The organism is Collinsella sp. HCP3S3_E5 (assembly GCF_052067635.1).
Lineage (GTDB): Bacteria > Actinomycetota > Coriobacteriia > Coriobacteriales > Coriobacteriaceae > Collinsella.
Genome location: NZ_JBQHQF010000015.1, coordinates 20,364 through 45,625 on the forward strand (window position 1 = coordinate 20,364; position 25,262 = coordinate 45,625).

At 57.7% G+C, this 25,262-nt stretch carries 26 protein-coding genes; 13 read left to right on the forward strand and 13 right to left on the reverse strand.

Features of this window, described 5'->3' with window-relative positions; translation table 11 throughout:
* Positions 1-18 precede the first annotated feature (18 nt).
* Positions 19-1,632 carry a peptide chain release factor 3 gene (locus tag ACTM82_RS05940; RefSeq protein ID WP_427719358.1) on the reverse strand — a complete coding sequence of 538 codons (1,614 nt, stop codon included), beginning with the start codon at positions 1,630-1,632 and terminating at the stop codon, positions 19-21.
* A gap of 471 nt (positions 1,633-2,103) precedes the next feature.
* Between ACTM82_RS05940 and ACTM82_RS05945 the strand changes: the two genes are divergently transcribed.
* The 5 genes from ACTM82_RS05945 to ACTM82_RS05965 all read left to right on the forward strand — a co-directional run bounded on the left by ACTM82_RS05945 (position 2,104) and on the right by ACTM82_RS05965 (position 6,405).
* A complete protein-coding gene (locus ACTM82_RS05945) occupies positions 2,104-2,484 on the forward strand; it encodes a GntR family transcriptional regulator (protein WP_370450620.1) in 381 nt (126 codons plus the stop codon).
* A gap of 23 nt (positions 2,485-2,507) precedes the next feature.
* Complete coding sequence (locus ACTM82_RS05950) at positions 2,508-3,389, forward strand: ABC transporter ATP-binding protein (RefSeq protein ID WP_441055086.1); 882 nt, start codon at positions 2,508-2,510, stop codon at positions 3,387-3,389.
* On the forward strand, positions 3,386-4,084 hold the full coding sequence (locus ACTM82_RS05955) for an ABC-2 transporter permease (RefSeq protein WP_427794271.1): 699 nt from the start codon (positions 3,386-3,388) through the stop codon (positions 4,082-4,084). Before ACTM82_RS05950 ends, ACTM82_RS05955 begins: the two co-directional genes overlap by 4 nt.
* Positions 4,085-4,534: 450 nt before the next feature.
* Complete coding sequence (locus tag ACTM82_RS05960) at positions 4,535-5,410, forward strand: EamA family transporter (protein ID WP_441055084.1); 876 nt, start codon at positions 4,535-4,537, stop codon at positions 5,408-5,410.
* Between the two features lie 329 nt (positions 5,411-5,739).
* On the forward strand, positions 5,740-6,405 hold the full coding sequence (locus ACTM82_RS05965) for an SAM-dependent methyltransferase (protein WP_441055082.1): 666 nt from the start codon (positions 5,740-5,742) through the stop codon (positions 6,403-6,405).
* Positions 6,406-6,488: 83 nt separating this feature from the next.
* On the opposite strand, the gene ACTM82_RS05970 is transcribed toward ACTM82_RS05965, so the two are convergent.
* From ACTM82_RS05970 to ACTM82_RS05980, 3 genes are all read right to left on the reverse strand, one after another.
* Positions 6,489-7,793, reverse strand: a complete 1,305-nt coding sequence (locus ACTM82_RS05970) for a chloride channel protein (RefSeq protein ID WP_441055080.1) — start codon at positions 7,791-7,793, stop codon at positions 6,489-6,491.
* Between the two features lie 125 nt (positions 7,794-7,918).
* A complete protein-coding gene (locus ACTM82_RS05975) occupies positions 7,919-8,452 on the reverse strand; it encodes a TIGR00730 family Rossman fold protein (RefSeq protein ID WP_441055078.1) in 534 nt (177 codons plus the stop codon).
* 36 nt (positions 8,453-8,488) lie between these two features.
* Complete coding sequence (locus ACTM82_RS05980; protein ID WP_154516963.1) at positions 8,489-8,914, reverse strand: potassium channel family protein; 426 nt, start codon at positions 8,912-8,914, stop codon at positions 8,489-8,491.
* Positions 8,915-9,171: 257 nt separating this feature from the next.
* Between ACTM82_RS05980 and ACTM82_RS05985 the strand changes: the two genes are divergently transcribed.
* Positions 9,172-9,651, forward strand: coding sequence for a pyridoxamine 5'-phosphate oxidase family protein (locus ACTM82_RS05985; protein ID WP_154516961.1), 480 nt, complete (start codon positions 9,172-9,174; stop codon positions 9,649-9,651).
* Positions 9,652-9,747: 96 nt separating this feature from the next.
* On the opposite strand, the gene ACTM82_RS05990 is transcribed toward ACTM82_RS05985, so the two are convergent.
* Both ACTM82_RS05990 and tsaA read right to left on the reverse strand, forming a co-directional pair.
* Entirely contained in the window at positions 9,748-10,959 is a 1,212-nt protein-coding gene (locus ACTM82_RS05990) for a MalY/PatB family protein (protein WP_441055076.1), read from the reverse strand.
* 112 nt (positions 10,960-11,071) lie between these two features.
* Positions 11,072-11,809 carry a tRNA (N6-threonylcarbamoyladenosine(37)-N6)-methyltransferase TrmO gene (tsaA, locus tag ACTM82_RS05995; protein ID WP_441055074.1) on the reverse strand — a complete coding sequence of 246 codons (738 nt, stop codon included), beginning with the start codon at positions 11,807-11,809 and terminating at the stop codon, positions 11,072-11,074.
* A gap of 141 nt (positions 11,810-11,950) precedes the next feature.
* On the opposite strand from tsaA, the gene ACTM82_RS06000 reads away from it, so the two are divergent.
* Both ACTM82_RS06000 and ACTM82_RS06005 read left to right on the forward strand, forming a co-directional pair.
* The gene (locus ACTM82_RS06000; protein WP_441055072.1) at positions 11,951-12,778 is read left to right on the forward strand and encodes a TipAS antibiotic-recognition domain-containing protein; all 828 of its coding nucleotides are present in this window, start codon (positions 11,951-11,953) and stop codon (positions 12,776-12,778) included.
* A 51-nt stretch (positions 12,779-12,829) separates the two neighbouring features.
* Entirely contained in the window at positions 12,830-13,075 is a 246-nt protein-coding gene (locus tag ACTM82_RS06005) for a glutaredoxin family protein (protein WP_441048546.1), read from the forward strand.
* Positions 13,076-13,333: 258 nt separating this feature from the next.
* Here the strand turns inward: ACTM82_RS06005 and ACTM82_RS06010 are convergent, their stop codons facing one another.
* Positions 13,334-15,331: an InlB B-repeat-containing protein gene (locus tag ACTM82_RS06010; RefSeq protein ID WP_441055070.1), complete on the reverse strand. Its 1,998-nt coding sequence runs from the start codon at positions 15,329-15,331 to the stop codon at positions 13,334-13,336.
* A 250-nt stretch (positions 15,332-15,581) separates the two neighbouring features.
* The gene (locus tag ACTM82_RS06015; protein ID WP_441088522.1) at positions 15,582-16,514 is read right to left on the reverse strand and encodes a tRNA dihydrouridine synthase; all 933 of its coding nucleotides are present in this window, start codon (positions 16,512-16,514) and stop codon (positions 15,582-15,584) included.
* 369 nt (positions 16,515-16,883) lie between these two features.
* On the opposite strand from ACTM82_RS06015, the gene ACTM82_RS06020 reads away from it, so the two are divergent.
* Together ACTM82_RS06020 and ACTM82_RS06025 are read left to right on the forward strand one after the other, a co-directional pair.
* Positions 16,884-17,492 (forward strand): hypothetical protein, encoded by a 609-nt coding sequence (locus tag ACTM82_RS06020; protein ID WP_441055066.1) that lies wholly within the window; start codon positions 16,884-16,886, stop codon positions 17,490-17,492.
* Positions 17,468-17,716, forward strand: coding sequence for a hypothetical protein (locus ACTM82_RS06025; RefSeq protein ID WP_441055064.1), 249 nt, complete (start codon positions 17,468-17,470; stop codon positions 17,714-17,716). The genes ACTM82_RS06020 and ACTM82_RS06025 overlap by 25 nt, the downstream gene beginning before the upstream one ends.
* A gap of 273 nt (positions 17,717-17,989) precedes the next feature.
* On the opposite strand, the gene ACTM82_RS06030 is transcribed toward ACTM82_RS06025, so the two are convergent.
* Positions 17,990-21,244 (reverse strand): ABC transporter ATP-binding protein/permease, encoded by a 3,255-nt coding sequence (locus tag ACTM82_RS06030; RefSeq protein ID WP_441055062.1) that lies wholly within the window; start codon positions 21,242-21,244, stop codon positions 17,990-17,992.
* A gap of 210 nt (positions 21,245-21,454) precedes the next feature.
* Entirely contained in the window at positions 21,455-21,625 is a 171-nt protein-coding gene (locus ACTM82_RS06035; RefSeq protein ID WP_441055060.1) for a hypothetical protein, read from the reverse strand.
* A 202-nt stretch (positions 21,626-21,827) separates the two neighbouring features.
* Here ACTM82_RS06035 and ACTM82_RS06040 point away from each other — a divergent pair, with 202 nt between their 5' ends.
* Together ACTM82_RS06040 and ACTM82_RS06045 are read left to right on the forward strand one after the other, a co-directional pair.
* Positions 21,828-22,109: a hypothetical protein gene (locus ACTM82_RS06040; RefSeq protein WP_441055058.1), complete on the forward strand. Its 282-nt coding sequence runs from the start codon at positions 21,828-21,830 to the stop codon at positions 22,107-22,109.
* A gap of 126 nt (positions 22,110-22,235) precedes the next feature.
* On the forward strand, positions 22,236-23,132 hold the full coding sequence (locus ACTM82_RS06045; protein WP_441055056.1) for a tetratricopeptide repeat protein: 897 nt from the start codon (positions 22,236-22,238) through the stop codon (positions 23,130-23,132).
* 68 nt (positions 23,133-23,200) lie between these two features.
* On the opposite strand, the gene ACTM82_RS06050 is transcribed toward ACTM82_RS06045, so the two are convergent.
* Positions 23,201-23,533, reverse strand: coding sequence for a hypothetical protein (locus ACTM82_RS06050; RefSeq protein WP_441055054.1), 333 nt, complete (start codon positions 23,531-23,533; stop codon positions 23,201-23,203).
* Positions 23,534-23,562: 29 nt separating this feature from the next.
* Positions 23,563-23,712 carry a 4Fe-4S binding protein gene (locus ACTM82_RS06055; RefSeq protein ID WP_229770712.1) on the reverse strand — a complete coding sequence of 50 codons (150 nt, stop codon included), beginning with the start codon at positions 23,710-23,712 and terminating at the stop codon, positions 23,563-23,565.
* 126 nt (positions 23,713-23,838) lie between these two features.
* Between ACTM82_RS06055 and ACTM82_RS06060 the strand changes: the two genes are divergently transcribed.
* Positions 23,839-24,312 carry a flavodoxin family protein gene (locus tag ACTM82_RS06060; protein WP_370450617.1) on the forward strand — a complete coding sequence of 158 codons (474 nt, stop codon included), beginning with the start codon at positions 23,839-23,841 and terminating at the stop codon, positions 24,310-24,312.
* Between the two features lie 102 nt (positions 24,313-24,414).
* On the opposite strand, the gene ACTM82_RS06065 is transcribed toward ACTM82_RS06060, so the two are convergent.
* Entirely contained in the window at positions 24,415-25,035 is a 621-nt protein-coding gene (locus ACTM82_RS06065) for a DUF5714 domain-containing protein (RefSeq protein ID WP_441055051.1), read from the reverse strand.
* Between the last annotated feature and the right edge of the window lie 227 nt (positions 25,036-25,262).

Consider the following 25,262-nt stretch of genomic DNA (forward strand, 5'->3'; position numbering starts at 1 on the left):
GGCCGCCGCGCCGATGCGTTAAAAGACTACGTTGCCAAACTCCGACAGGATAAGGTCGGGATTGTGGTCGGTTGCCCAATCCACGTTCCACGGGCTCGTAAACAGCAACAGCTTGCCACCGCGCATGTCCTCGACGCGCAGTGTGTCACGCGTGAGCGAAAGGCCCGGGATATCGATGGTGTCGGGGTCGTTCTGGATCCAGCGAATGTCCGTATAGGGCAGCGGCTGGCGACGAACCTCAACACGGTACTCGGCCTTGAGGCGGCGCTCGAGTACCTCAAACTGTAGCACGCCGACCACGCCCACAATGACGCTCTCCATGCCGGCACCAAGCTCGCGGAAGATCTGGATGGCGCCCTCCTGGGCAAGCTCCTCCATGCCCTTGACGAACTGCTTGCGCTTGAGCGTGTCGACCTGCGTAATGCGAGCGAACATCTCGGGGGCAAACGTCGGGATCTGTGGGTACTGCACATGGCGCTTGCCGGAGCACACGGTGTCGCCGACGCTAAAGATACCCGGGTCGAACAGGCCCACGATATCGCCCGCGTACGCCTCGTCCACGATGGCGCGGTCGTCGGCCATCATCGACGTGCCCGTGGCAAGCTTAAGCTTGCGGTTGCCCTGCACGTGGAAGGCATCCATGCCGCGCTCGAACTTACCCGAGCAAATGCGCACAAAGGCGATGCGGTCGCGGTGGTTCTTGTCCATGTTGGCCTGGATCTTAAACACAAAGCCGCTAAAGTCGTCGCGGCAGGGGTCGACCGGTTCACTGGTAAGCGTATCGGTATAGGCACGCGGCGTCGGGGCCAGACGCAGGAACTCCTTAAGGAAGGGTTCCACGCCAAAGTTGGTAAGCGCCGAGCCAAAGAACGCCGGGCTCAGCTTGCCGCAGGCCACGGCATCCAAGTCGAGCTCGTCGCCGGCACCATCGAGCAACTCGATGTCGTCCATCAGGTTCTTATGGTTCTCCTCGCCGATGAGCTCATCCATGGAAGAATCGCCCAGCTCGGCCTCGACCTCGGCGACCTTCTTGGTGGCGTTGGCGTGACCGTCGCCCTCAAAGGCAATGACGCGACGGGTCTGACGATCGAACACGCCGCGGAAATTGCGGCCGCTGCCGATCGGCCAGTTCATGGGATACGTATTGATGCCCAGGACATTCTCGATCTCTTCCATGAGCTCAAACGGATCGCGAGCCTCGTGGTCGAGCTTGTTCACAAAGGTGAAGATGGGAATGTGGCGCAGCGTACAGACCTTAAAGAGCTTCTTGGTCTGGGCCTCGACGCCCTTGGCGCCGTCGATGACCATGACTGCGGCGTCAGCGGCCATAAGGGTACGGTAGGTATCCTCCGAAAAGTCCTGGTGACCGGGGGTATCGAGGATGTTGACGCAGGCGCCGTTGTAAGTGAACTGCAGCACCGAGGAGGTGACGGAAATGCCGCGCTCCTTCTCGATGTCCATCCAGTCCGAGACGGCATGCTTGGCCGAGCTCTTGCCCTTGACCGAGCCGGCGGTCTGGATGCTGCCGGTATAGAGCAGCAGCTTCTCGGTAAGCGTGGTCTTACCGGCATCCGGGTGGCTGATGATCGCGAATGTGCGGCGCGACGAGATTTCATCCGACAGGCTTGCCATGCGGATCCTTTCTTGCATTGAGTGCATTACGTCGTTGTAACCGCACTATTGTAGCCGCGAAATTCCGCTCTAGGGCGCCTATCTGGACAAATTCATCAGTTGGGGCCTGTGTAGCAGTCGATGACGGCACTCCGCAGCAGTTTGTCTCGATCTGTAACATCTAGACGGTTTTTGAACCTCTACCTGTTACAGATTTAGACAAACAGGTGGGCGTCCCAGAAAGATCTCGATCTGTAACATCTAGCAGCCAAAAACTTCTCCAGTTGTTACAGATTGAGACAACCAGGTGGGGCCCACCAGCAAAATCTCAATCTGTAACAGGTAGCCGTCCAAATCGGTTCCAGATGTTACAGATTGAGATGAATGAACGAGCGGACAATCCCTATTTACCACTTGCATAACTGTGCATAGTGTATATATACTGTGCTTACCGGTTATATACACGTGTAGCCCAACAGCTAAGGAGCCGCTGTGGACATCATCCTATCCAATTCGAGCGACAAGCCCATCTACGAGCAGATAACCTCGCAAGTCAAAGCTCAGATCTTATCGGGCACGCTCGCTGCGGGAGCCAAACTCCCCAGCATCCGTGCACTCGCGAGCGACCTGGGTGTGAGCGTCATCACCACCAAGCGCGCCTACGCCGACCTAGAGCAACTCGGGTTTATCTGCACCGTGCAGGGCAAGGGCTGTTTTGTCGCCGAGGGCAACCAGGAGCTCTTGCGCGAAAACCAGCTATGCCATATCGAAGACCTGCTTGCGAAAGCGGCGAGCCAAGCCGAAGCCTTGGGCGTCACGCGCGACAAACTGCACGAAATGCTCGACCTGGTAGCCCCCGAAACCATGCAGTAGCCATCTGCAAGAAAGGCTATACCATGCAAAACTTGCTTGAACTCAAAGGCGTCTCGCGCCGCGTGAGTGACCGTTTTTCGCTGCGCGATGTCACGCTCGCCGTGGAGCCCGGCCAGATTGTTGGCTTTGTGGGCGCAAACGGCGCCGGCAAGACAACGACCATTCGCGCCGCTCTCGGGCTTATCAAACTCGATGCCGGCGAGGTGCACCTGTTTGGGCAGCACTGCGGCGCCGACGCGCCCGGTGAAGCGCAGCGTTGTCTGCGCACTCGTGTCGGCCTCGTGCTGGACACATGCCCCTTCCCTTCCACACTCAAGGTGACCGAAGTTGAGGCACTCGTAAGTCCGGCGTACCCCACCTGGAGCCACGACACCTTCGCCAGCCTCATCGACCGATTTGGCTTGGATCCCAAGGCGAAGGTCAAGGACCTCTCCCGCGGCATGGGCATGAAGCTGCAGCTTGCCTGTGCGCTCAGTCACAAGGCCAAGCTGCTCGTTTTGGACGAAGCCACCGCGGGTCTTGATCCCATGGCACGCGAGGAGCTGCTCGATGAGCTGCTTGCCTTTGTCGCCGACGGCCAGCGCAGCGTGCTGCTCTCGAGTCACATTACGTCCGACCTCGATCGCGCTGCCGACCGCATCATTTGCATCGATAACGGCTCGATTGTGTTTGACCTGCCGCGCGAGGACATTACCGACCGCGCCGGCATCGCCCACTGTACCCAAGCGCAGGCCGCCGAGCTTATGGCTTGCGTCGAAGGCGCCCGTGCCTCCCACCACGCTTACAGCGTGGACGTGCTCGTGCCCAACCGTCGCGAAACGCTCGAGGCCTTCCCCGAGATTCCCTGCGATCGGGCAACCATTGACGATTATCTACGCCTCACGCTGAAAGGGGCTTCGAAATGAAACGCGCCTTTATGTCCGAGCTCGCCATCGTTCGCACGCTTGTCCCAAGCATAGCGGGCGTCGGCCTGTTCATATTCGTTGTGCTGACCCTCGCCAACACGTCAGGTGGCGACTCCGGCATGAGTGCCGGCGCCTGCGCGCTCAGCGCCATGTCACCCATCATGGTCATGAGCTCGCTGGCAGGCTTTGACAATCAAAACGGATGGGAGCGTTATCGGGCAACGCTGCCCCTCACGCGCAAAGACATCATCTGCGCACGCTACCTGAGCATCGTTGTCTTCTCGGCCGTCATGACGTGCGCCGCCACGCTTTTGAGCATCGCCTCCATCCCGCTCTTCAACAGCGCGGGCATTCCTTCGACCGGACAGACGGTCTTTGAAATCGCAATCGCCTCGGCAGCATCGATGCTTATCTCCCTCATGATGGTATTCTTGGCGCAGCCGCTGTTCTTTCGATTTGGACACATGGAGGCGCTGCGCCTATCCGTTGGCCTGTTTGCCCTGCTCGGATGCCTTGCCATGGCCACGCTAAGCTCCTCCAACCCCATCAGCAACTGGCTCATGTCGATTGCCGGGGCGAATCCCGATCCCGCCGTCCTTGGCTGTCTGTGTGCAGGAACTGCAGTACTGGCGCTCGCACTATGTGTAATCAGCTGCGCTGTCAGCACCAAGGTTTATCGAGTACGCGATCTGTAATCGACGGCTAAAAAAGCTTAGGTGGTACCCCGCTTATTTTTTCAATGAAACGAGGCGGCATAGCGTCACCACCGCCCTTCACAGCAGGCCGTCTAGTTCTTGGCAACCAAAAAGACACCGTCAGCATATCGAAGGTGAATACTTTTCCGAGAAGTGAACGAGTAAAAACAGTGCCCTGTAGCATCGACATTTTTAAGGACTCAATTCCTGCGGTTTTTGTCTAAGAATCCTGCAGTTTTGTTCGAAAAAAGTGTGCATGTTCCAGGGGTCCAGATTTACTCGTTCACTTCGCGGAAAACCATTCACCTTCGATTCGAGCCTTAACCAAATGCCCTCTCGAACTATGGCCCCTGTCTCACCACAGCGATATCAAAGCTTCATGGCGGGACGATATCATCGGACGAGCGCCGTAAATCTGGCGCGGTCGTTCTTTGGGGAGGCATTTCACCCGTGTCGTGGGTCGCAGCAGCATTTGTGTCGGCTTTCTTTGCCGGCGTCACATCAGTCCTGGCCAAATGCGGCATCAAGCAGACCGACTCCGATGTCGCGACGGCCATTCGCACCTGCGTGGTGCTCGTTTTCGCCTGGGCAATGGCGGGCATTTCTGGATCCATTGGAACCATCGGCAGCATCGAACCCAGATCTTGGCTCTTTCTCGTCCTCTCGGGACTCGCTACCGGTGCTTCGTGGATCTGTTACTTTAAGGCGTTGGGCATCGGAGACGTCAATAAGGTCGTACCGGTCGACAAGATGAGCACCGTACTCGCTGCACTGATCGCCATCGTGCTTTTTGGCGAGACGAGCAACCTTGCGGTTAAGCTCGTGGGAACCGCTGTCATCACCCTCGGTACGTTTTTAATGATCGAGAAGAAGCAGTTTGCCGGACCCGAGCGGCAGCAAGACCGGACCTGGCTCGCTTACGCCCTCGGCGCCGCCGTGTTCGCGGCGCTCACGTCCATCCTTGCCAAGGTTGGCATCGAAGGCGTCGAGTCCAACCTGGCCACGGCAATCCGTACCTGTGTGGTACTGGTTATGGCATGGGCAATCGTGGCAGCTAAAGGCAAGATGGACCAAGCCGTGCACGTAGACCGCTACGAACTCGTATTTCTCGCGGCATCGGGCATTGCGACTGGCGCATCGTGGCTGCTGTGCTACTACGCCATCGCCACAGGCCAGGTGAGCGTCGTGGTGCAGATCGACAAACTATCGATTGTCGTATCGGTACTATTTGCGCGCCTGGCATTCAACGAAAAACTCTCACGGCGCAGCGCCATCGGTCTCGCCTTCATCGTCCTGGGCACCGCCGCGCTCGCGATTTGGAAATAGCGCCGATGCCAAGCGAGATCTAGACGCTCGCAAATCCGTGACAAACGGCATATCCCGGCACGCCCGTGACGTTTTACAATATAAACGTCACGGGCCTCGGCTCAGTCTCGGTCATCCAAGGGGATGTCTTTTTGGTCATTGTTCTTTAGGGAACGGTCAATCGCATAGAACCACGAAAACGGCCGTCCAACGGCCGTGGTTTGTTGCGCCGTTCCGCCTCCGTCATCTGCCATTTTTGCACCTGATAGGAAAGAACAATGCAAACCCAGGAATCTCAATCCTTCCCAAAAGCAACTAGCTTCGGCGCGACACTCGTACGCTCTAAGATTATGGGCCCCAATCCCCTCAAGCTCTGCGAAGAGCTGCTTCGCGATGTGCATATCCCCTGCGGCGTCCGCGTCTGCGACCTTGGATCGGGCGCCGGTATCACCAGCGCCCTACTCGCCCGCGAATACGGGTTTGACACCTACGCTGTCGATCTGTGGAGCGACCCCGTCGAAAACCGTGCGTTCTTCGATTCGCTCGGTATCTCGCGCGACACGATTCACCCTGTTAAGGCAGACGCCTCGCAGGGGCTGCCGTTTGAGCACGACTATTTTGATGCGGTCGTAAGTATCGACTCGTACAACTACTACGGCCGTGACCCACACTATCTGAGTGAGCGCCTACTCCCCTACGTAAAGCAAGGCGGGATGCTCTACTTAAGCATCCCCGGCATGGTTCGCGACTGCCACGACAACCTGCCCGTTTGCCTGCTCAAATCCTGGACACCCGAGCAGCTCGACTATATGCACGACATAGCCTGGTGGCGCGCCATGATCGAGCCGACCCCCGGCGTCGAGATTGTCTCGATGCAGCCTATGCTCTGCACGGACGAAGCATGGAAAGACTGGCTCGCCTGCGACAACGAGTACGCAGCAGGCGACCGCGCTGCCGTTGAAGCCGGTGCGCTCGAATACCTCAACACCATCGCCATTGTGCTGAGAAAGCTCTAAACATTAGCCGCGCGAGGCCGTAAACAAATGGCCTCGCGCGGCTTCTTCAAAACGAGTTCTGAACAAACGCAAAGCGCAATATGCTACTTGCGCAGCGGCTTGGGCAGCGGAATGCCGGCGGCGATGGCTGCGGCGATGATCATGCAGACGATGCCCTTGAGCGGGAAGCACATGAGCAGCAGGCCCACGACCATAACGGGTTGGCGCATGACGGCGCCCATCGTCGATGCCGTGCAGACGGCGACGCAAAAGACCGGATCGGCGCCGGTGAGAATGGCAAGACCATAGCCCAGGCTTACGCCCGAGAAGATAACCGGGAAGAAGTGACCGCCACGCCAGCCCATATTGATGAGGGCGGGGGTCAGCATAGCCTTGACAAGACCGGTCGCGATAAGCACGCCGGCGGGAATGGTCAGATAGGTTTCCATGAGCACATCGGCCTGGGTCTCGCCGGCAAACATGGTGTAGGGCAGGAGCGTGCCACAGATGGCGAGCGCCAGACCGGCCATCATGGCCTTGACGACAGGACGCTCCCCTATTGCATGGGACAGCGCCTCGCTCGCGTGCTCGGAGACAAAGTACAGCCAACCGCATACGGTGCCGATCAACGCCAGCGGAATGAGCCAGGCAAGCTCCAGGTTGCCCACCTCGGCGGACTCGAACCTGGGCATGCCCATGCCGCCGCCCACGAGCTGGCCAAGCAACAGGTAAGTGCCCAGACCGCCGGCAATCGCAATGCCGTAGACCACGGTCTTTTGCGCCTTGGGCAGTTTGATGGTGATCTCGTCGGACGCGGACTCATCGTCGGCATCTTCGCCCTGGCCGTCGGCGCTACCGGCGAGCGGCGCCACAAAGCCAAAGACAGGCGCGGTAAAGAGCGCCGTCAGGGCAGCCTGGGTACCTAGCAGCGTGAGCTCCCTAAACTCGGCGCCAAAGCGACGCATACGGTCGCCGACCCAGCTGCACAGGCCCGCGATAACGCCGGTCAGGCCGGCCTCCGGTCCAATACTTCCGCCAAACAGCAGCGGCAGCAATGCCGCAAGCGAAAGCTTGCCCAGATTGTCGTACGGGTAGCGCCCATCTTGCTTGACCTTAGCCATCACCTGATTGAGGTTATCGGTCTTGGTGTCTGTCATCTTTTCGTACAGACCGATTAACAGGCCGCCCAGCAGGCAGACAAAAAACGGGTACGGCAGAAAGCCAAACGGGCCGCTGGCGAGCTCGGGCGAAGCGACGCCCAGTGCGTGCGGAATCTCGGTCCATAGATAGTCGATGCCATGCTCCATCACAAAAAAGAACAGCCAGACCGCGGCACCTGCGAACGCACCGGTCACGGCAACGCTAACTAAAAACAGCGCGCGGTTTGTGGGTTTAGCGAGCTTATCCATCGGGTCCTCCCGCGGTCAAAGTCGACATAGATACGTTTTATTGTAGAGCGAGTGTGGCCCAGACGAGCCAACCGTCTGCGCTGCAAACGAAGCCACCGGGGGCCACAGCGGGACAGGCTCAAGGCTTATCCGTTGATAATTGATGCGATTTCGTACAGATCCTCGGCAAAGTAAACGCCTTGCTGGCGCCGTGGGCTTGATAAACCCTTATCAATCATGTGTCCGAGCAGCGCCTTGAGGTCGTTGTAGTAACCGTCCAGGTTATACAGGATGCACGGAGCACTCAGGTGCCCCAACGACACCGCGGACATAACCTCGGCAATCTCCTCGAGCGTGCCCGTCCCACCGGGAAAGGCAATGAACGCATCGCCGAGCTCGATCATCTTTGCCTTACGCTCCGCCATATCGCTCGTCACGATGAGGTCGTCGATACCGTCATGCTGAAACTCGGCCTCGATAAAAAAGCTCGGCTCCACACCCGTCACGTGCCCGCCGGCATTAAGCACGCTATCGGCGAGCGCGCCCATCAGACCCGATTTGGATCCGCCGTACACGAGCGCGTGCCCGTTGGCGCCAATCCAGTTGCCCAGCTCCTGCACCGCAGGCAGAAACGCCGGGTCATTGCCGATACTGGCACCCAGATACACGGTGATATTCAAATTCAGTCCCCCTCATCGTGACGCGCGGCGCCCGTTTTAGCGCTGGCGCCGGCGATATTCACGCACGCGGCGCGACAGATCGGCGAGCTCGTCACGATCGAGCTCTTCCAAATGCTCAAGATCATCCATAAAGCGCGCCATAGTGTCCTTTTGATGCATCTTGATGAGCATATTGCAGTAGCTCACCGCCACGCCCGTGAGCATGGCAATGTAAAAAATGCTGATAACGCTCAGGACGACCGTGATGACACGGGCGACCGGCGTTTCGGCCGGAATGTCGCCAAAGCCGATCGTCGATACGGTCTCAAAGCTAAACCAAAGGCCATCGCCAAACGTAAGAGTTGTTGGCTCAGAAAGCCAAACAGCCATTGAACACAGAAGATAAAAGACGAGAAAAAGGCCCGTGATGCGCACGAAACCGGCTTGACGCAACACATCGGCCAGCGTCCTCAGCTTTTTCATCGAGACCCCCTTTTTTTCAGGACAAGCAATCGCTTTTGGTCGGTATTGTCCCACGCCTCCCCCGCAAACGGAACCAGCCATCGAGAATGCCCCTAGACGACGAGTTGTGAGGGACAATCCTTCCACAACAAAAAAGTGCGTTTCAATCTGCGACAAATAGGATGTTCCCGTCGGCCTCGCAGCCTGAACTAGTATCTTGATATAGACATACCACCCACCGCCGTGCACGCAGCACGCGGAAAGAAAGGAAACCCACGATGTTTAGACCTCTTCGTAGAAAGAAGCGTGCTATCACCGATCAAGAGGCACGAGAGCTGCTCGTTAATTGCAAACGCGGCATTTTTGCCGTCAACGGAGACGACGGCTATCCTTACGCCATTCCCGTTAACTACTACTTTGACCCCGAGCACGACAAAATTTACTTTCATGGAGCCAAGGCGGGGCATAAGGTCGATGCACTCAAACGCAGCGACAAAGTCTGCTTTACCGTCTATGGCAACGATTGGTACAAAGACGACGACTGGGCACCCTATGTTCAAAGCACTGTGGTTTTTGGCCGTTGCCGCCTCGTGAACGATGACCCGGCGTTTGTCGAAGACAAAGTCCGACAGTTTGCCCTCAAGTACTATCCTTCTGCCGAAGAGGTCGAAGAGGAGATCAAGCAAAGTATCAGGGGCGTCCAGCTGTATGAAATTACGGTTGAACACCTTTGCGGCAAGCAAATTCAAGAAAAGTAGCAAACGTGGAAAACGCGCTCGCAACCCTCTGCGCCCTATGCGCCCACGCACGTTGACGACGCGGGCGCAAGCCGCAGTACCCGAATCGTGCGACCCCTATACCCCAAAAACGTAGCGGTCTAGGCGGTCGCACGCTTCCCTTATGCGCGAAAGCGGCAGCGCCAGATTCACGCGAATGTGGCAGGGGCCATGGAACGGACGTCCAGCCTGATACCCCACGCCCACGCGTGCCCCCTCGTCGAGCAACCACTGAATATCACGGCCATGCTCGCGGCACCACTCGGTGCAGTCCAGAAACACCATGTACGTGCCCTGCGGACGCGAATAGGACACGCCCTCAAAATGCTCGTCCACGTAATCGCAGAAGTACTCGATATTGTCGGCAAGCACCTGGTTGAGTTCGTCCACCCACTCGTAGCCCTGCGGTTGGTAGGCACCGATAAGCGCATGCATCGAAAGGACATTCATCTCGTTGTAATGGGTCTTGTTAGACACAGCGCACATGCGGTCGCGCAGCGTCTCGTTGTAGACAATGTGGTAGCTGCCGACCAGACCCGCCAGGTTAAACGTCTTGCTCGGCGCATAGAGGGCAACCGTGCGCATGCGGGCATCCTCGCTCACCGACTGCGTCGGGATGTGCTTGTGTCCCGGCAGAATGATATCGGACCAAATCTCGTCCGAGATCACCACGCAATCGTGCTTGCGATAAATGTCCATGGCGCGCTCGATCTCGTCGCGCTCCCATACGCGGCCGCAGGGATTGTGCGGCGAGCAGAACACTGCGGCATGGATGTGGTTTTGGGCGAGTTTGCGCTCCATGTCCTCAAAGTCCATGCGCCACACGCTCTGATCGTCGAGCTGAAGCGGGCTGTGGACAATGCGATAGCCCGCGGCCTCGATGGACTTGGTGAAGCCGATGTAGGTGGGGCTGTGGACCAACACCGCATCGCCCGGCTGGACATACGCGCGCAGTGTCGACACGACACCGCCCAGCACGCCGTTTTCGTAGCCGATATGCTCAGGCGCCAGGCCCTCGACGCCATTACGGCGGCTCTGCCATTCGATGATGCGGTCGAAGTACTCGGAACGCGGATTGAAGTAACCAAACATGGGGTGCTGGGCGCGCTGAATGATGTGCTCCTGGACTGTAGGCACCGTGGCGAAGTTCATGTCCGCCACCCACATGGGAATGCGGTCGAAGCCCTCGTCGGGTGCGTTCGGAGCCATACCGGGGATCTCACCCCAAGAGTCAACGGCGATGGAGTCCATGCCGTGGCGGTCGATGATTGAAGTGAAGTCGTATTTCATGCTGAGCCCCCGTGCAGAGCGGAATGATTCGGTAGGCGTTATTGTCCACCAGCGTAGGCGATTTTGGCATGGGGTTTGGCGCTTAATTTGACGGGTGCGGACGAATGGCTGGTTAGTCTCGCGCGTCGTTGATTGCGGTTACCGTCAACCTGGCCCCGTCAACCGTAAACGATATGTCGAGTCCGGCGTAAGCCAAGTGGTAAACGCGGTTTGGCTCGTGCTTGCTGCCCGCGCGGCGCGGATCTTGGCGAAGAACCTCGACCAGACCGGGGAGCTTTGCGAGCGGGACCATGTCTTGAAGCGCTTGCGGGAACTCAACATCGAGCTCTTGCCACGGAGCACCCTCAATCCAGCCGCCGGTCGCATCCGGGTGGCAGTCCGCAAACGGGATGTAGGGCTTAATGTCGTAGATGGGCGTGCCGTCACGCAGGTCGGCCCCCAGTACATGGATGATGGGGCCGTCGTCGGTGCGCTCAACGCGGCTGAGCTTGACGCAGGTAAGACCGATGGGATTGGGGCGAAACGGACTCCGCGTGGCAAACACGCCCACGCGTTCGGCTCCGCCCAGACGCGGCGGGCGCACAGTCTTCGACCACTTGACGTTGGTGCCGGACCTGTCCTGCGTCTTGGCATCGGCAGCTATATCCTTAGCCGTGCCGCCGGGCGTTCCGTTTTCGAAGCGCCACAGCAGCCATAGGTGAGAGAAGGAGTCCAGACCCTCAACTGCTGCGTTGGAGGCAAATTCCGGCTCAAAGACGATGCGTCCCTGCAGGTGGGGCGCCAAAAAGCTGTTGCGCGGAATGCCGAACTTCTGCGGCAGGTCGGTATGTATGTGTGCGATAGGTTCCATGCCGGTCATTGTACGGCATGGAGGTGTGGGGTGCAGCGCGCAATTCTTCGCCGCGGTCTCCCCTCGTGCAACCAACGGTTGCTTGGAAGGGCGCCTGCCGCCGCGTATGCTTAAGCCATCAACCAGCAGAAAGGAGTCGCTATGGCCTTTGCAGAAAAGCTCATTGCCATTCGCCGCGCCCATCACCTTACCCAAGAGCAGCTCGCCGCCAAGCTCTTCGTCACACGCCAAGCCGTCAGCCGTTGGGAACGCGGCGAAGTCACCCCGGGCATCGACATGATGAAGCTCATTGCCGCCGTAACCGGAGAACCGCTGTCCCACCTGCTCGAAATGCCCGAGCACTATTGCCAGAGCTGCGGCATGATACTCACACCCGACGACTGCGGCACCGATGCTGTGGGCGCCACAACCGACCATTACTGCAAGTGGTGCTACGACCACGGCAAGTACACCTACGACACCACCATGGAAGCGATGATCGAGGATTGTGCCCCGCGGCTGGCGCAAAACACCGGCATGTCGCTCGACGAAGCCGTCTCGCTCATGGGCGCCGTCCTGCCGCAACTGGAGCGCTGGCGCTCCGTGCAGGAAAACGAGGAGCGCTACGGCGCCGAGGCGCGGGCGCGCTATGGCGACGAGGCGATCGACGCAGCAAACGAAGCACTGCTGGACATGGACCCCGAGACATGGAACGACATGAAGGAACTTGAACGCGCTATTCTGGGTCAGCTCTCGATTGCCATGGGCGACGGCAATCCGGAAAGCAACGAGGCCCGCAAACTTGTCGCGATGCACCGTCGATGGATTGGCCTTAACTGGGGGCACAAGCCCCAAGACGAAGCATACCTGGGCCTCGCCCACGGCTATCTTGCTGACCAGCGCTTTATCGACTACTACGACAAGCCCTGCGGCACCGGAGCCACGGCGTTTCTGGTACAGGCCATCGAGTCGTCGACAGCTCATGCATAGACCGCGGCGGCTTTGGGTATTTCAATCAAAACCTCAACCGATTGGAGACCTATGGCTACTAATCATGAGCTCACGCTGTACGTTATGACCGGCTGCCCGTATTGCATGAAGGTCAGGCGCTTTTTGGCGGATAACAGCGTGACCGTTCCCGAGCGCAATATCTCGACCGATACCGAAGCCGAGCAGACGCTTATCGCCGTCGGCGGAAAACGCCAGGTTCCCTGTCTGTTCATCGACGGCAAACCGCTCTACGAATCGAGCGACATCATCGCATGGGTACAGGAGAACCTGCTCTAGCACGCACATTGCAACCGGTCCACCCCAACCCATACGGCACAAACATGTACACCAGCATCCAAAGTCGACACTTTTCGACATCTTTGGATGCTGGTGTACAGCTTTTTTGCATGAGCCCGGCACAGGTGATCCGTTTTTCTCCGCCCTGAGGGGTCAAACGAAAAGGCGTGGGTGGCTCGCTCTAGCCACCCACGCCCTAAATTGAACAAATGCGCTTAGCGATGTAGCCCACCGTCAGCGTGACCTGCCAACCATCAACTACCTATTGGAATTGGCCCTGCGACGAATCGCCTCGCCAAAGCCGAGCACCGCAGTGCCAACACCGGCGAGGGCGGCAGTCATCACGGCGCTGCTTTTATCACCGGTCGAAGGGAGTGACTTGGTGCTCTTGGTCTTCTTGGCACTCTCCGTCTTGGATTTATCAATCGGCTGAACGGGCTTCTTCGTCCACTTACCGTAGAGCGTCATCGAACCCATCAGCGAATCGCCGTCGTTCCACAGGACCGTGCAGCCCTCGTCGGTATACCAACCATCGAACGTCCAACCATCGACAGCCTTCTGCTCCTTGGCGGCATACGCAGAACCAACCTCAAGGCCCTTATCGGCATCGGGCAACTTTGCCTTCTCGGGGGCTTCGCCGACATACTGGTAATCGACGCTCACCAGGCCATGGGCAGCCTTGAATGCAACAGGGGCTTCTTTTGCCTCGTAAGTACCAGGTTGAGCAGCCTCTACATATTTGGCCTCGCCATGAGCGGACCAGCGAGAGTCCTTCCCGTCAACGTACCAGCCGTCGATCGTGTGATCGCAGTCATCAAGGATCCAGTCAGCGCCAACATTGCCAAACTCAGTGACGCCAGCACCGGTGCTGTAGATGTCATCGCCGGCGTTCGCGGCGTGGTTGTTGTAGATAACAACCGACGGATCGAGCTTCATAGTGCCCACGTTATAGACGCCGCCACCCATGTCGGCGCCAATGCCGTCCTTGTTGCAGGCGCCAGTGCCGTTATTGGTAATGGTCGCGGAGCCGATGATCAGGTTGCAGGCCTTTTGAGCAGTGTAGATACCGGAGCCCGCATTATTTTTAATGGTGACGTTTGCGCCAGTCTCAATCGAGCTTTTGTATGTGCCGTTGCCCTGGAAGAAAATGCCGCCGTTGTTCTGCACGGAAGTTCCCTTTGCACCGTTGCGCTCGACGTCAACCAGGCAAGATTTGTCAACGTTAAGCACGCGAGTCCAGATGCCACTGTACCCGTTGTCATTCGCATAGAGCTTCGAGCCGTTGCTCATGTCGATGCGCCAAGCGGAAATACCCCAGGTGCCGCTGTTATCGAACGTGACTTCGGAGCCGTTCTTGATGGTGTAGTACGTGCCGTTCGAGCCGTTGCCCTTGCTGTTAAGAACCTTGACCGTCGACGAATCGATAGTGACGAAGAATGATCCCGTGAAACCAGAATAGTTGCTGTCGGAGGTGTAGGTAGATCCATCCGTGATGTTCACGTTATAGCCAGAGCCGCCGTCCCACTCGAGGGCGCTGCCCTGCTTGTAGTTCCAGATCTTAAGGTTCGAGCCACTCGTAAGGTTCAGCTCGTTGTTGCCGCAGAAGTAGATAGCGTCCACGCCGCTGGCCGTGCCGTCGCCGTTCATGGCGAGTGTGGCGGAGTTGAGCGTGAGAGAAGCGCCCCTGCCCAAGCAAATGGACATCGACTTCCACTCGCCATAGGGCGTAGAGCCAACGCCCTCCATGCTTACGTTGACGTTATTGAACGTCAGCGCCTTACCCCAAAGGGCAATGCCCTTGTGGGTGAACTTCAGCGCGTGGCCATTGCCGTCGATGGTGAGGTCCTTGTGCAAATCAAGGCCCGAAGTCACGGCATCGGCAAGGAGCTTGATGGTCGTCGCGCCGTCAGTTTTCTCGGCGACAGCAAGCGCTTCATCAAAGGTCGCGTACGGGGTCCCATTAAACTCTGCGACAGAAGCATCGTTCCTTGCGCCCGCAGAAGCACTTGCGTCAACAGGAGCCGAGGAGGGAGTGGTCGCAGCAGATTCGGCAGAAGAGGCGACAGGCGTGCCAGATTCGTTCGCAGACGCGGCATCGACTTGGGGCTTGGCAACCGTGCTCACCGAAGACGCCTCAACGGCAGGCTCGGAAACAGAAGCAAAACCGCCATCCGCAAAAGCCTGAGGCGCAAGAAAGCAGAGGGATGTCATAAGCCCTGCTGTTACCGCAAGAACGGCATGGGAGCGTTTTTTCATGGAATGCCTTTCCTTTCGTATCGAGCCCGACAGAACGCCGGCACAACTATCTTACATCGCTATTCTTATGGCATAAGCAAAATACGCTTTAGGTTTATAGCTCAAGTGTTATCACATTGTAATTATTTTAAATAGTCATAGCATCATCACATTTTGGCAAGTTTCTTGCACAACTTTTGGTGCCAGTCCCAAGCCTCTGGGAGTTGGCACCAACAAGACGATTTGCTTCCTTCGTCCCCCTACAGATCAGTTATCCGTGGAAACGAGCGGTAGGCGCGAGCGGCTGCTCGCGGAAAACGCGGTCGACGGCGGCGCGGTATTCGTCGACCTTTTTAGTCTTGCGTACGAGTTTGTGAACGGTAGCAGGATCGGCGAAGGCGCATTTAGCGTAGAACCACCACTCCTTCATGCGAAAGACCGCGTTGCCGCCAATCTCTTCTGCATATGCCGCAAACAGCGTGTCGTGGAAGCGCTGCAGTTCGGCTGCCGTGGCAGCAGGGCCGCCCTTGACCATGCGAGCCAGCGCGGGGTTCGCAAGCAAGCCACGCCCCAGCATCACATGGCGTGTACCGGGATAGGCCTCCACCAGCGCGTCCATATCCTCAAGATCAAAAATATCGCCGTTGTATGCCACCGGAAACGGTGCCCGTTCCAACGTCTCGCCATAAAACTCTTTGCGCGGCGAGCCCGTATAGCGATCCTTCTGTACGCGCGGATGCACGATCAACTCTGCCAGCGGCATGCGACAGTACAGGTCGAGCACGCGCTCGTATTCGTCGTCGCTCTCCAGCCCCAGCCTGGTTTTTACCGACACCGGCAACGGCGATCGCTCGCACACATCAAGCAAGAATACCTCGAGCCCATCGAGGTTGCGCAAGAAGCCCGATCCTTTACCCTTGGCAACGACCGTACCCGAGGGGCAGCCAAGGTTGAGATTAACCTCGCGGTAGCCCATGTCGGCGAGCACGCGCGCCGCCCACACAAACTCATCCGCGTTCTTGGACATCAGCTGAGGCACCACGTTAAGCCCTTGGTTGTTAGCCGGATTGATTTCCTTAAACGCCTTGCCGCCAAAGCGGTTGCCCACCCGCGGCGGCGGCAAAAACGGCGTGTAATAGCAGTCGAGCGCACCGAAGCACTCCGCATGCACGCGACGGAACACATGCCCGGTAATCCCCTCCATGGGGGCCAACGATAGAATCATCAACATCTACTCTCAAATCAATGCGGCAAAGGAACCGCCCCTTTGTCACATGCATTATGCCTTGTCCCCGAGGCGGCCCACAAGGCGGAGGCGGTTGCTTGACACCAACCAGCCCTCCGACCGTCCCTGTGCAACGAAGGTGAATGGCGCCCGCAAACAGCAAGCAGGGCCGCCCCACAGCAGCTCCCTCACTCGCCACTTTTTCCTTGTCCAAAAGAGGACGTTCGCGATCAATCGATCACCAACAGCACGCTGCTGACCGCCATGTCTGAACAACAGACACCCTCCACTCACATACTCAAGAGCGTATGCGCATCGCCCTCGAAAAACGATGAGAGTCGAGGCCCCATGCAGCTGCTCACCGAGCAAGAAAAGAAACGCATCCAGCGGTACTGCACGTACCCCAAGATCGCAGCGACCGCACTCGTCATGTCGTTCGTAGCATGCCTGTTGATGTTGCCGCTCCAAATAATCAACGATATCGCGTTCCATCAAAAGGAATTCCAACCCGCGGGCATATATACCGCCATTGCACTCACCGCAATCGAACTCGTCATCTTTTGCTATTGCGCTCTTGCGCCGCGCTTTGGAATGCAGGGCAAACAGTGGAAGGAGCTACAGAGCAGACTTGCGGTAGCCCAAACCAACAAAGACCGCTCCGCGGAGGTCGCCGGCGTGCTCGCCGCGCAAGATGCCTTGGAACCCGTGTGCAAACGCGTCGCGGCAGACGACCCATACGAGTCGTATCACGACTACGGCTACCGCATTATCGGCTATCTGCGTGATAATGACCTCGGCGCTCAAGCAGCCTATGTCTACCTTTCTTTCGATGCAGATGGCATGCTCACGGACGTCGATTACACCAGTCAGATCGACCCCGAGGCAAGCCTTGCAGACAACCTTGCCTGCACCGAGCAGGATATCGCGACACTATGCGCCCCCCGCTCAACGGGTTAGGCATTTCCGTTGCCACACCGGGCCTCCTCACGCCATGCAGCCTGTCGGATGAATTTAAACAGGCATTTTTAGCCGGATCCCTATCCCTATATGAAGAAATCAGCATCAAGACGGAGGACGAATCTATCAAGTCGTACTACACCTTTGACGCCGAGCCCAAAGAAGAGTTCGACAAGTACACCCATCCGGAAATTAGCCTCATGCTCTCCGCAAAGGAGGACTAGCAACTTACGCTCTAATTGACGCTCGCAAACGCCGTCTATATCTCAAGGTCTAATACTTTTCCCGAGAAGTGAACGGCTATATTTGGACCTCCGAAGCATCGACATTTTTAGACGCCAAACCCGCAGGATTTAGCTGGCAAAACCGCAGGAAACCGCCTTCAATAAGTGTCGATGCTTCGGGGGTCCATTTTGACTCGTTCACTTCTCGGGAAAAGTATTAGACCTCGATTTACATGTCACTCAATGTGACAAAGGGACAGTCCCTTTGTCACATTATTCGGAGCGCAGGGCTTCCACGGGGTCTTTTTTGGATGCGCTGCGGGCCGGCAGCAGGCCGGCAACGACCGTCAGCAGCACCGAAATTGCAATGAGCGCCAGCGCATCCTGCACGGGCAAGCTCATCAGATTGGGTACCTGTTTGGCAGCAAGCGCCCAGGCATTAACCGGAAAACTCACGAGTACCACAACGACAATGGCAAAGACACCGGCAATGAGGCCCTCGATAAAGGTCTCGGCGTTGAACACGTTTGCCACGTTGCGCTTCGACGCGCCGATCGCGCGCAGGATGCCAATCTCCTTTTTGCGCTCCAGCACGCTGATGTAGGTGATGATGCCGATCATGATGGAGCTCACGACCAGGCTGATGCTCACGAACGCGATGAGCACCAAGCTGATGGTATTCACGATATCAGTCACCGAGCCCATGATGATGCCCATGTAGTCGGTGTACGAGATTGCCTGCTCGTCGTGGCCGGCGGCTTTGACCTGCTTGTTGTACGCATCGATATGGTCGAGTACGCGCTCCTTGGCCTCAAAGTCACGCGGGAAAATCTTGACCGAGATGGGATCCGCTTCATCCGCGTAGCCCAACGTGGTCAGATTGTTGTCGTAGGTGAGCTTCGACGCCTTGGCATAGCTCATCATGAGCGAGCTCAGGTCCTCGGCGTCCATGTTGAAGTGGATGGCACGAGCAAAGGCGCTCGCATCCACGCGCATGGCGCTCGCCAGGTTGGCAAAACTCGAAGACATCTGCGTCACCATCTGGTCCATGAGCCCTGCCGCACCGGCCTTGAGCTGGGTCGACACGGTCGTTGCCACCTGCTCGCTGATCGCCTTCATCACCTGATCCATAGCCTGCTGCAGATACGGAGCCAACTGATTTTGGACATAGTCGGTCATCGCCCGTTGCAGGCGCTCGGCCAGGGCATCGCCGCCGAGCGCCTTGAGCTGCGCCAGGCACTGCTGCGCCACAACATCGTTCTCGAGATACGCCGAGAATGCGGCAGCAAGCTTTGACGCGTCTTTGAGATCTTCGGGTGACAGCGCCCTAAACTGATCAGACTGCAAAAAGCCCTCAAATAGTTGGTTGGCAAGCGTTCCCACCTGTTGCATTTGCTCGGGCGTGAGCTCCAGACCGTCAAAGATGCCCGAAAGATCGGGGGTCGGCGCTTTGGCCATGATGTCGCTTAAGTCGATGTCTTTGCCAACGCCCGAAAGGTCAATATCCAGGCCCGACAAATCGATGCCCGAAAAATCCATGCCACCGGCAGCACCCGAGAGTGCAGACGCATCGAACGAGAACGCGCTCTTGAGCGCCGCCTCGTCCACACTGAACATACTGCCCAGATCCACGCCTTGCTTGGCCTCGCCTTGCAGTTCGTCGAAAGTTTTGCCCGTAAAGACATCCGTCTCGGGGTGGGCAAGTTGCTCTTGCACGATCTGCGAATCGGCGGCGCGCTCCATAAGCTGGCGAGTCAACGCATGCGTATAGGCTATGCCCGGAGACAACGCGCTCGCATTGGCCGTCTCGTTAGGTCGCACCACGCCCACAATGTGCACGTCAATACCGTCGGCAACCTTGGCCGTCATAAAGTCGGCGTCGCCGGACATGTCAGTCCACATGCCGGTCTCTTCGTTTTTGCGATAAGCATCGGCCGGCGACAACACCTTAAACGTCGTGGACAGCGCATCGTCGTAAGTAAAGTCGGCGCCGCTCTCAGGCGTCTCAATCTTACCGTCGGCGGCCATGGCACTGTTCACCAGGTCGTTGAGCTCATCGATATCCAGCGCACCGATGCTGTAAAGCGTATAGTCGCCCACCGTTCCACGGCTCGAAAGCACCATTACGGCTTCGTGAGCAGACGTAGGCCAATGGCCGGCGACGACATCGTACTGGCTGTCGAGCAGACTCTGATCGTCGATCATCTCGTTAAAGACCGAGGTCCCCATGGAGTCCATGCTCACCGTTGCCGCCGAGCTCGCACCACCGCTCATGGCCTCGGTCATAGCGTTGGGCACCAGCCGGACAGGCTTCTCATCGCCCTTGCCGGCACGATAGATAACCGGCGTCACGCCGTAACCGTACTGGATGGCGTTGACCTCTTTGTCGATACCGTCGCCGCCGGCATCGAGCCATGCCTTAAAGCTCGTCATGTCGTTGGACTTAACACTTGCAAACATATCCTTTACGGCCGTGACCACGGGGATCTTTTTGGTTCCCTGAGCCTTGCCGTCGGTGCCGTCGTCGGACGAACCCTCGTTCTTGGACGTATCGTCATCCGTGGCCCCCTGTTCGCCCATCATGGACGACAGGTCGTAATCCTGCTTGGAAATGGTAAGCGGGTAGCTCGAAAGCGTATCCTCCTCGACCTTTTTGATGTAGCCGTTTACGCCATTGGACAGCGCCAAAATCGCCGCGATGCCAATAATGCCAATCGAGCCCGCAAAGGCCGTCATGGCCGTACGGCCCTTCTTGGTCATAAGGTTTCGGGCAGAAAGCCCCAGCGCCGTCACAAAGCTCATCGATGTTTTGCGCGTAGGCTTGGCCTCGCGGCGCGTGGCGTCAGCGACATCGAAAGGATCAGAATCGTCGGTAATCTTGCCGTCCGCCAGGTTGACGATGCGCGTGGCGTACTCGTACGCCAGATCGGGATTATGCGTGACCATGATAACCAGACGGTCGCGCGCGACGTCCTTGAGCAAGTCCATGACCTGCACGGACGTTGTGGAATCCAAGGCGCCAGTCGGCTCGTCTGCCAGCACAATCTCGGGATCATTAATCAGGGCGCGGGCGATGGCCACGCGCTGCATCTGCCCACCCGAAAGCTGACTCGGGCGCTTGTTCACGTGCTCGCCCAGACCAACGGCCTCGAGCGCCTTGCGCGCACGCTGGCGGCGCTCGGCGTGCCCCACGCCCGTGAGCGCAAGCGCCAGCTCCACGTTTTCCAAAATGGTCTGATGCGGAATGAGGTTATAGCTTTGGAACACAAAGCCGATGCGGTTGTTGCGATAGGCATCCCAATCGCGATCGTGAAAGTCCTTGGTCGAAATACCGTCGATCAGCAGGTCACCCGAGTCAAAGTGGTCGAGTCCGCCGATAACGTTGAGCATCGTGGTCTTACCCGAACCCGAGGGCCCCAGAATGGCCACAAACTCGTTATCCCGAAAAGACAGGCTCACGCTGTCGAGCGCCACCTGCGTAAACGACTGCGTAACGTACCTTTTGCAAATTCCTTTGAGCTCCAGCATGGACGGCAACCTCTCCTGCGCAGGCACCTTGCCCGCTCTCCCCCGCCGTTCGTATTCGACGCGTTTGTCCTACTCTATCCCCATTTTTTACCGGCGCCAGTGAGGAATGTAACAAACCGCACCAAAAAACGAACGGGACGGCACGCCGCGTGGCGCGCCATCCCGCGCATACCGTCGATAATGTGACAAAGGAACTGTCACTTTGTCACATTAGTCAATTGTGAGTGCATCCCCTGGAGCGATATCCGAAACCTCGCTGCCCAGTGCCAGCACGCCGTGCCAGCCCTTCTGTAAGCCACCTTTCTCGAGGATAAGATCCGAGCTGTCGATCGTACTGACGGCGGGCAGTGGTTTGCCAAGAATCGCGTTGGAAACATCCACCACTTCAAGAGTCCCGTGGCGGCGCGGTTGATGAGAACCTTTGCCGAATAGCGCAAGCCGCCGTGATAATCAAAAAGATGTCCACACGGATTGATATGCTCGCCGATAAAGAGCAGCCATGCCGCAATCTTCTCCGCGGCAACAATACGGAAGGCGACCATGAACGATTGCGGCCAAACAGGCACGCCTAAGGACAGCGCCAGTGTTTTTAGTGCTCGATGCGTACGAATACCACGGAAAGACACAAATTACGCTGCTGCATCTTTTGGACGACGAATGCTGGCGTTACTTTATCGATGCGGTGCCAGCAGCACCCGAACTTGAAATTGATGCCATACGCATCAATTTCAGTGCCGTATGCGAACAGCAGCCCATCAGCGATTTAGCATCCGAAGAATGGCTCGATTGTTGCTCAGGCCCCATCGGCGTAAACCCCCAAGGAGAACTGTATTCACCCGAGCCTAAGCCTGCGGAGGCACTTTGACCCGTCTTTGTGGGTGAGCTTGAAAAGCGGTAAGCGCTCTGACCTGCCGTACAGCGAAATGGAAATTCCGCGGTCTCCATCACCTGATACGATACAAAACAGCAGACAATCCGAAAGGAGCAAACGATGGACCTTAATCCCAACAACGCATATGGAGTCGAAAAGGAAGACGTCGCGCGCATGGCAGAACTTGCCGGCATGGAGTTTGTCGACCATGGCGAGGACAAATACAACGAGGGTTTTCCTTCCGAAGATCTTATCTATGGGCCCGAGCAGGAAAAAGACCTCCTCGCCGAGATGGCAAACGTTGCATTCTCCACGCCTGGCGATGATTATGCCCAGTATATCTGCGAAAACAGAGAGCGCGTCTACCGTGCGGCCCGTATGTCTTCAGCAGTTAGGGAAATGCTCGTCTTGGGCTACAGGCTGGGAGTTTCGTCCGGCAGCGGAGCCTGTATGAACGATTTAGGCGCCCTCTACTATATGGGAGACCTTGTTGAGCAGGACTACGCCAAGGCCGCGGAACTCTACGAAATGGCGGCCGACGCAGGTTGCTTCCAGAGCATCATCAACCTCGGCTATATCTACGAGTACGGAAGGACTGGCAAGCCCGACCATGCCAAAGCCTATCAGTGGTATTCGCTTGCCGCAGCGCTTGCGCCCTCCAGCGAGGCGGTGTACAAACTCGGCGACATGTTCAGCCGCGGTCGCGCCGTGCCGCAAGATAGGTCAAAAGCATACCGCCTGTACGAACGCAGTCTTGAGCTTGCCCGCGACGATGCAGAGTTCGCCCAGCCCGCCATTCGCATAGCCTCTATGCTCATTGACCCCGACGCCCCCTCTTGTGGCATCGACCGTAATCCCCTGCGCGCGTTGGCGCTCTATCAACGCGCCGAAATCGGTCTGCGCATCGACATCGCCAATGGCATGACATATTACGCCAAGCGTCTCCGCGAGGCCATCGAAGGTCAGGAGAAGGCTCGTGAGCTCGTCGAGATGGACAATTTTGTGATTGACCGCTAAGTGCCACTTTCGCGCGTCTTATCAACATCAATGATCTGATCCTGCCATGGAGTCCCTCCATGGCAGGATCAGATGTTTACCTTGGCGCCGTCGATGGTCTTGAGCAGGAAATCGCCGTAATTGCTGCCGTCCTCAATCATCGGCATATCTTTATTGGCGACAAGAAACACCTTTTCCCACAGTGCGCTATCGCTCGAAAGGATATCGTTCTCCTTTTGCATGAGCTTCGCATACAGCTCGGCGGCCTCGTCGGCATTGGTCGGCTCCTGCGCGATGAGCTCCGCGATCTTAGGATCGGAGCTCGTAGATTCGCTCGCGTTGCCACCGGGCGCCGAACATGCCGCAAGACACAAGACCAGCACCGGCACCATAAACAAGGCCGCAATCTTAGAAAGCTTCATGGTCATTCCTCCGTTTTGTCGAAGCTTGTTTACTTTTTATCGGCGGTCAGAGGGAGTTTTGCTGCCGACACATCCAGGCCATAGCGATAGCTGATGGCATCGACGGGACAGGCCCCGATGCACTTTCCGCACCGGATACATTCGGCATGATTGGACGCGCGGACCACATCGACGTCCATCTGACAAACCTTTGAACACTTGCCGCACGAGACACATTTGCATGCGTCAACCCGAATCCCCAGTAGGGACACCTTATTCCGCACACAAAAGCAAGGGGCCCCTGCGCACAGAACCAACGCCATGCCGTGCGCGCGGTGCTGCCCGGTATGAGGGCCCGCCGCTCCGGCCACGTGTTCAACGTGAGCAGCTTGGGCGCTTACAACGTCGGACCGCTCTCGGGCGTGTACTGTGCCACCAAGCGCGCGGTAAAGGCGATCTCCGAGACGCTCGCCCAGGAGCTCGTGGTGGGTACGCCGGTCTACTTTGCAGGGGCAAACGGCGCGTTGCTCGCGCTGCTCGACCGCGCGTTTTACGCCGCGAGCGTGCACGGAAGACGGTTCGCCGGCAAGCCGGCATGCGCGGTGACGACGCTTTGGCGGGCGGGGTCCACCTCAACACTGGATGAACTGAACCGCTGCTTTACATTCAGTGGCATGCCAGTGGCCTCGTCGACCTACTGGAACATGATGTTTAACAGCGGCGACGACCCCTTTGGCGAGGACATGCTGCGCCAGCTCGGGGAAAACATGGCCCATCTGGTGAGGACGACAAGGGTCTAATGCCCCGATAATCCCATCTACATTTGATTAACTTAGCGGACGCCTACTCGACAGCGGGTGTCCGTTGCATATGGGCGCCAACTTGTGGCGCCGCAAGGTCGGTCATTCTGGCTTCGTCGCTTGTGCCTTCAATCTCTCCTCAGCGCTCAGCATCGCAGGATGATACGGACACTTTTCGCCCATGCACACTGTATTGACCGCATAGCTATCGCAGGTTGGCGTCTTCTCCCATGCTTTAAGCTGTGGTCCGCCGAGCGCGTTAAAAAACGAAACGGCCTCACGAATCGCCACGCGCGCATCTCGCTTGCAGCACCGTGGGCTTCCCGAGCGCGCGATGGCGGCAAGCAGCTCCGAAACCATAAGCTGCCCCTCCTGCCAGCCTTCACTGCGCAGCGGCGCATTGCCGCGCACGATTGCATATGCCATGCCCGCAGACGCGGCTGCCCCGCACACGCCCCAGCGGGCACACGTCGCCCCCGGCACACAATCCGAACGAGACATCAAATCGGCAAGATCGTCTTTGAGCATCGCATCTCGCTCCCCAGATGCTTCGGCGTTGCGCCAGCACGCAAGCAGCACCGCGCCCACAATAAAATGGTGGATGGGGCCAAAAGCCACGCAGCGCTCATCTGCCATAACCTCTTCCAAAAGAGCCGTGGGCGTCACCGACACACTGGCCATGAGCATCTCAACAATCCAGCCTGTTTGTTCGTCTTTTGCCATGCGGCATCCTCCTCTAAAACAAATTGTGCGCACACTCCATTATGGCCTTCTTCTGCCCGGCGCGCTCAATGCGAAACAACCTGCTTCGCTCGTGCCGCCAACAAGCCCTGCTAGTTCTCGTCGCAAATCAGCCCTGCTCAGGAGCAACACCAGAGGCGATGGCAGGCACGATGGACAGTGGCAACACCACGACGGCAGCCCTTTTCGAAAAAGAAGGCCCCGCGCAA

What these genes read in the sequence shown, in the direction of transcription:
- ACTM82_RS05950 (WP_441055086.1), top strand. Translation starts at nt 2,508, where the DNA reads ATGCAAAACTTGCTTGAACTCAAAGGCGTCTCGCGCCGCGTGAGTGAC.
- ACTM82_RS05965 (WP_441055082.1), top strand. Translation starts at nt 5,740, where the DNA reads ATGGGCCCCAATCCCCTCAAGCTCTGCGAAGAGCTGCTTCGCGATGTG.
- ACTM82_RS06000 (WP_441055072.1), top strand. Translation starts at nt 11,951, where the DNA reads ATGGCCTTTGCAGAAAAGCTCATTGCCATTCGCCGCGCCCATCACCTT.
- ACTM82_RS05970 (WP_441055080.1), bottom strand. Translation starts at nt 7,793, where the DNA reads ATGGATAAGCTCGCTAAACCCACAAACCGCGCGCTGTTTTTAGTTAGC.
- tsaA (WP_441055074.1), bottom strand. Translation starts at nt 11,809, where the DNA reads ATGGAACCTATCGCACACATACATACCGACCTGCCGCAGAAGTTCGGC.
- ACTM82_RS06005 (WP_441048546.1), top strand. Translation starts at nt 12,830, where the DNA reads ATGGCTACTAATCATGAGCTCACGCTGTACGTTATGACCGGCTGCCCG.
- ACTM82_RS06010 (WP_441055070.1), bottom strand. Translation starts at nt 15,331, where the DNA reads ATGAAAAAACGCTCCCATGCCGTTCTTGCGGTAACAGCAGGGCTTATG.
- ACTM82_RS06015 (WP_441088522.1), bottom strand. Translation starts at nt 16,514, where the DNA reads ATGGAGGGGATTACCGGGCATGTGTTCCGTCGCGTGCATGCGGAGTGC.
- ACTM82_RS05985 (WP_154516961.1), top strand. Translation starts at nt 9,172, where the DNA reads ATGTTTAGACCTCTTCGTAGAAAGAAGCGTGCTATCACCGATCAAGAG.
- ACTM82_RS06055 (WP_229770712.1), bottom strand. Translation starts at nt 23,712, where the DNA reads ATGGACGTCGATGTGGTCCGCGCGTCCAATCATGCCGAATGTATCCGG.
- ACTM82_RS05955 (WP_427794271.1), top strand. Translation starts at nt 3,386, where the DNA reads ATGAAACGCGCCTTTATGTCCGAGCTCGCCATCGTTCGCACGCTTGTC.
- ACTM82_RS06045 (WP_441055056.1), top strand. Translation starts at nt 22,236, where the DNA reads ATGGACCTTAATCCCAACAACGCATATGGAGTCGAAAAGGAAGACGTC.
- ACTM82_RS05940 (WP_427719358.1), bottom strand. Translation starts at nt 1,632, where the DNA reads ATGGCAAGCCTGTCGGATGAAATCTCGTCGCGCCGCACATTCGCGATC.
- ACTM82_RS05980 (WP_154516963.1), bottom strand. Translation starts at nt 8,914, where the DNA reads ATGAAAAAGCTGAGGACGCTGGCCGATGTGTTGCGTCAAGCCGGTTTC.
- ACTM82_RS06050 (WP_441055054.1), bottom strand. Translation starts at nt 23,533, where the DNA reads ATGAAGCTTTCTAAGATTGCGGCCTTGTTTATGGTGCCGGTGCTGGTC.
- ACTM82_RS06020 (WP_441055066.1), top strand. Translation starts at nt 16,884, where the DNA reads ATGCAGCTGCTCACCGAGCAAGAAAAGAAACGCATCCAGCGGTACTGC.
- ACTM82_RS06025 (WP_441055064.1), top strand. Translation starts at nt 17,468, where the DNA reads ATGCGCCCCCCGCTCAACGGGTTAGGCATTTCCGTTGCCACACCGGGC.
- ACTM82_RS06030 (WP_441055062.1), bottom strand. Translation starts at nt 21,244, where the DNA reads ATGCTGGAGCTCAAAGGAATTTGCAAAAGGTACGTTACGCAGTCGTTT.
- ACTM82_RS05990 (WP_441055076.1), bottom strand. Translation starts at nt 10,959, where the DNA reads ATGAAATACGACTTCACTTCAATCATCGACCGCCACGGCATGGACTCC.
- ACTM82_RS06065 (WP_441055051.1), bottom strand. Translation starts at nt 25,035, where the DNA reads ATGGCAAAAGACGAACAAACAGGCTGGATTGTTGAGATGCTCATGGCC.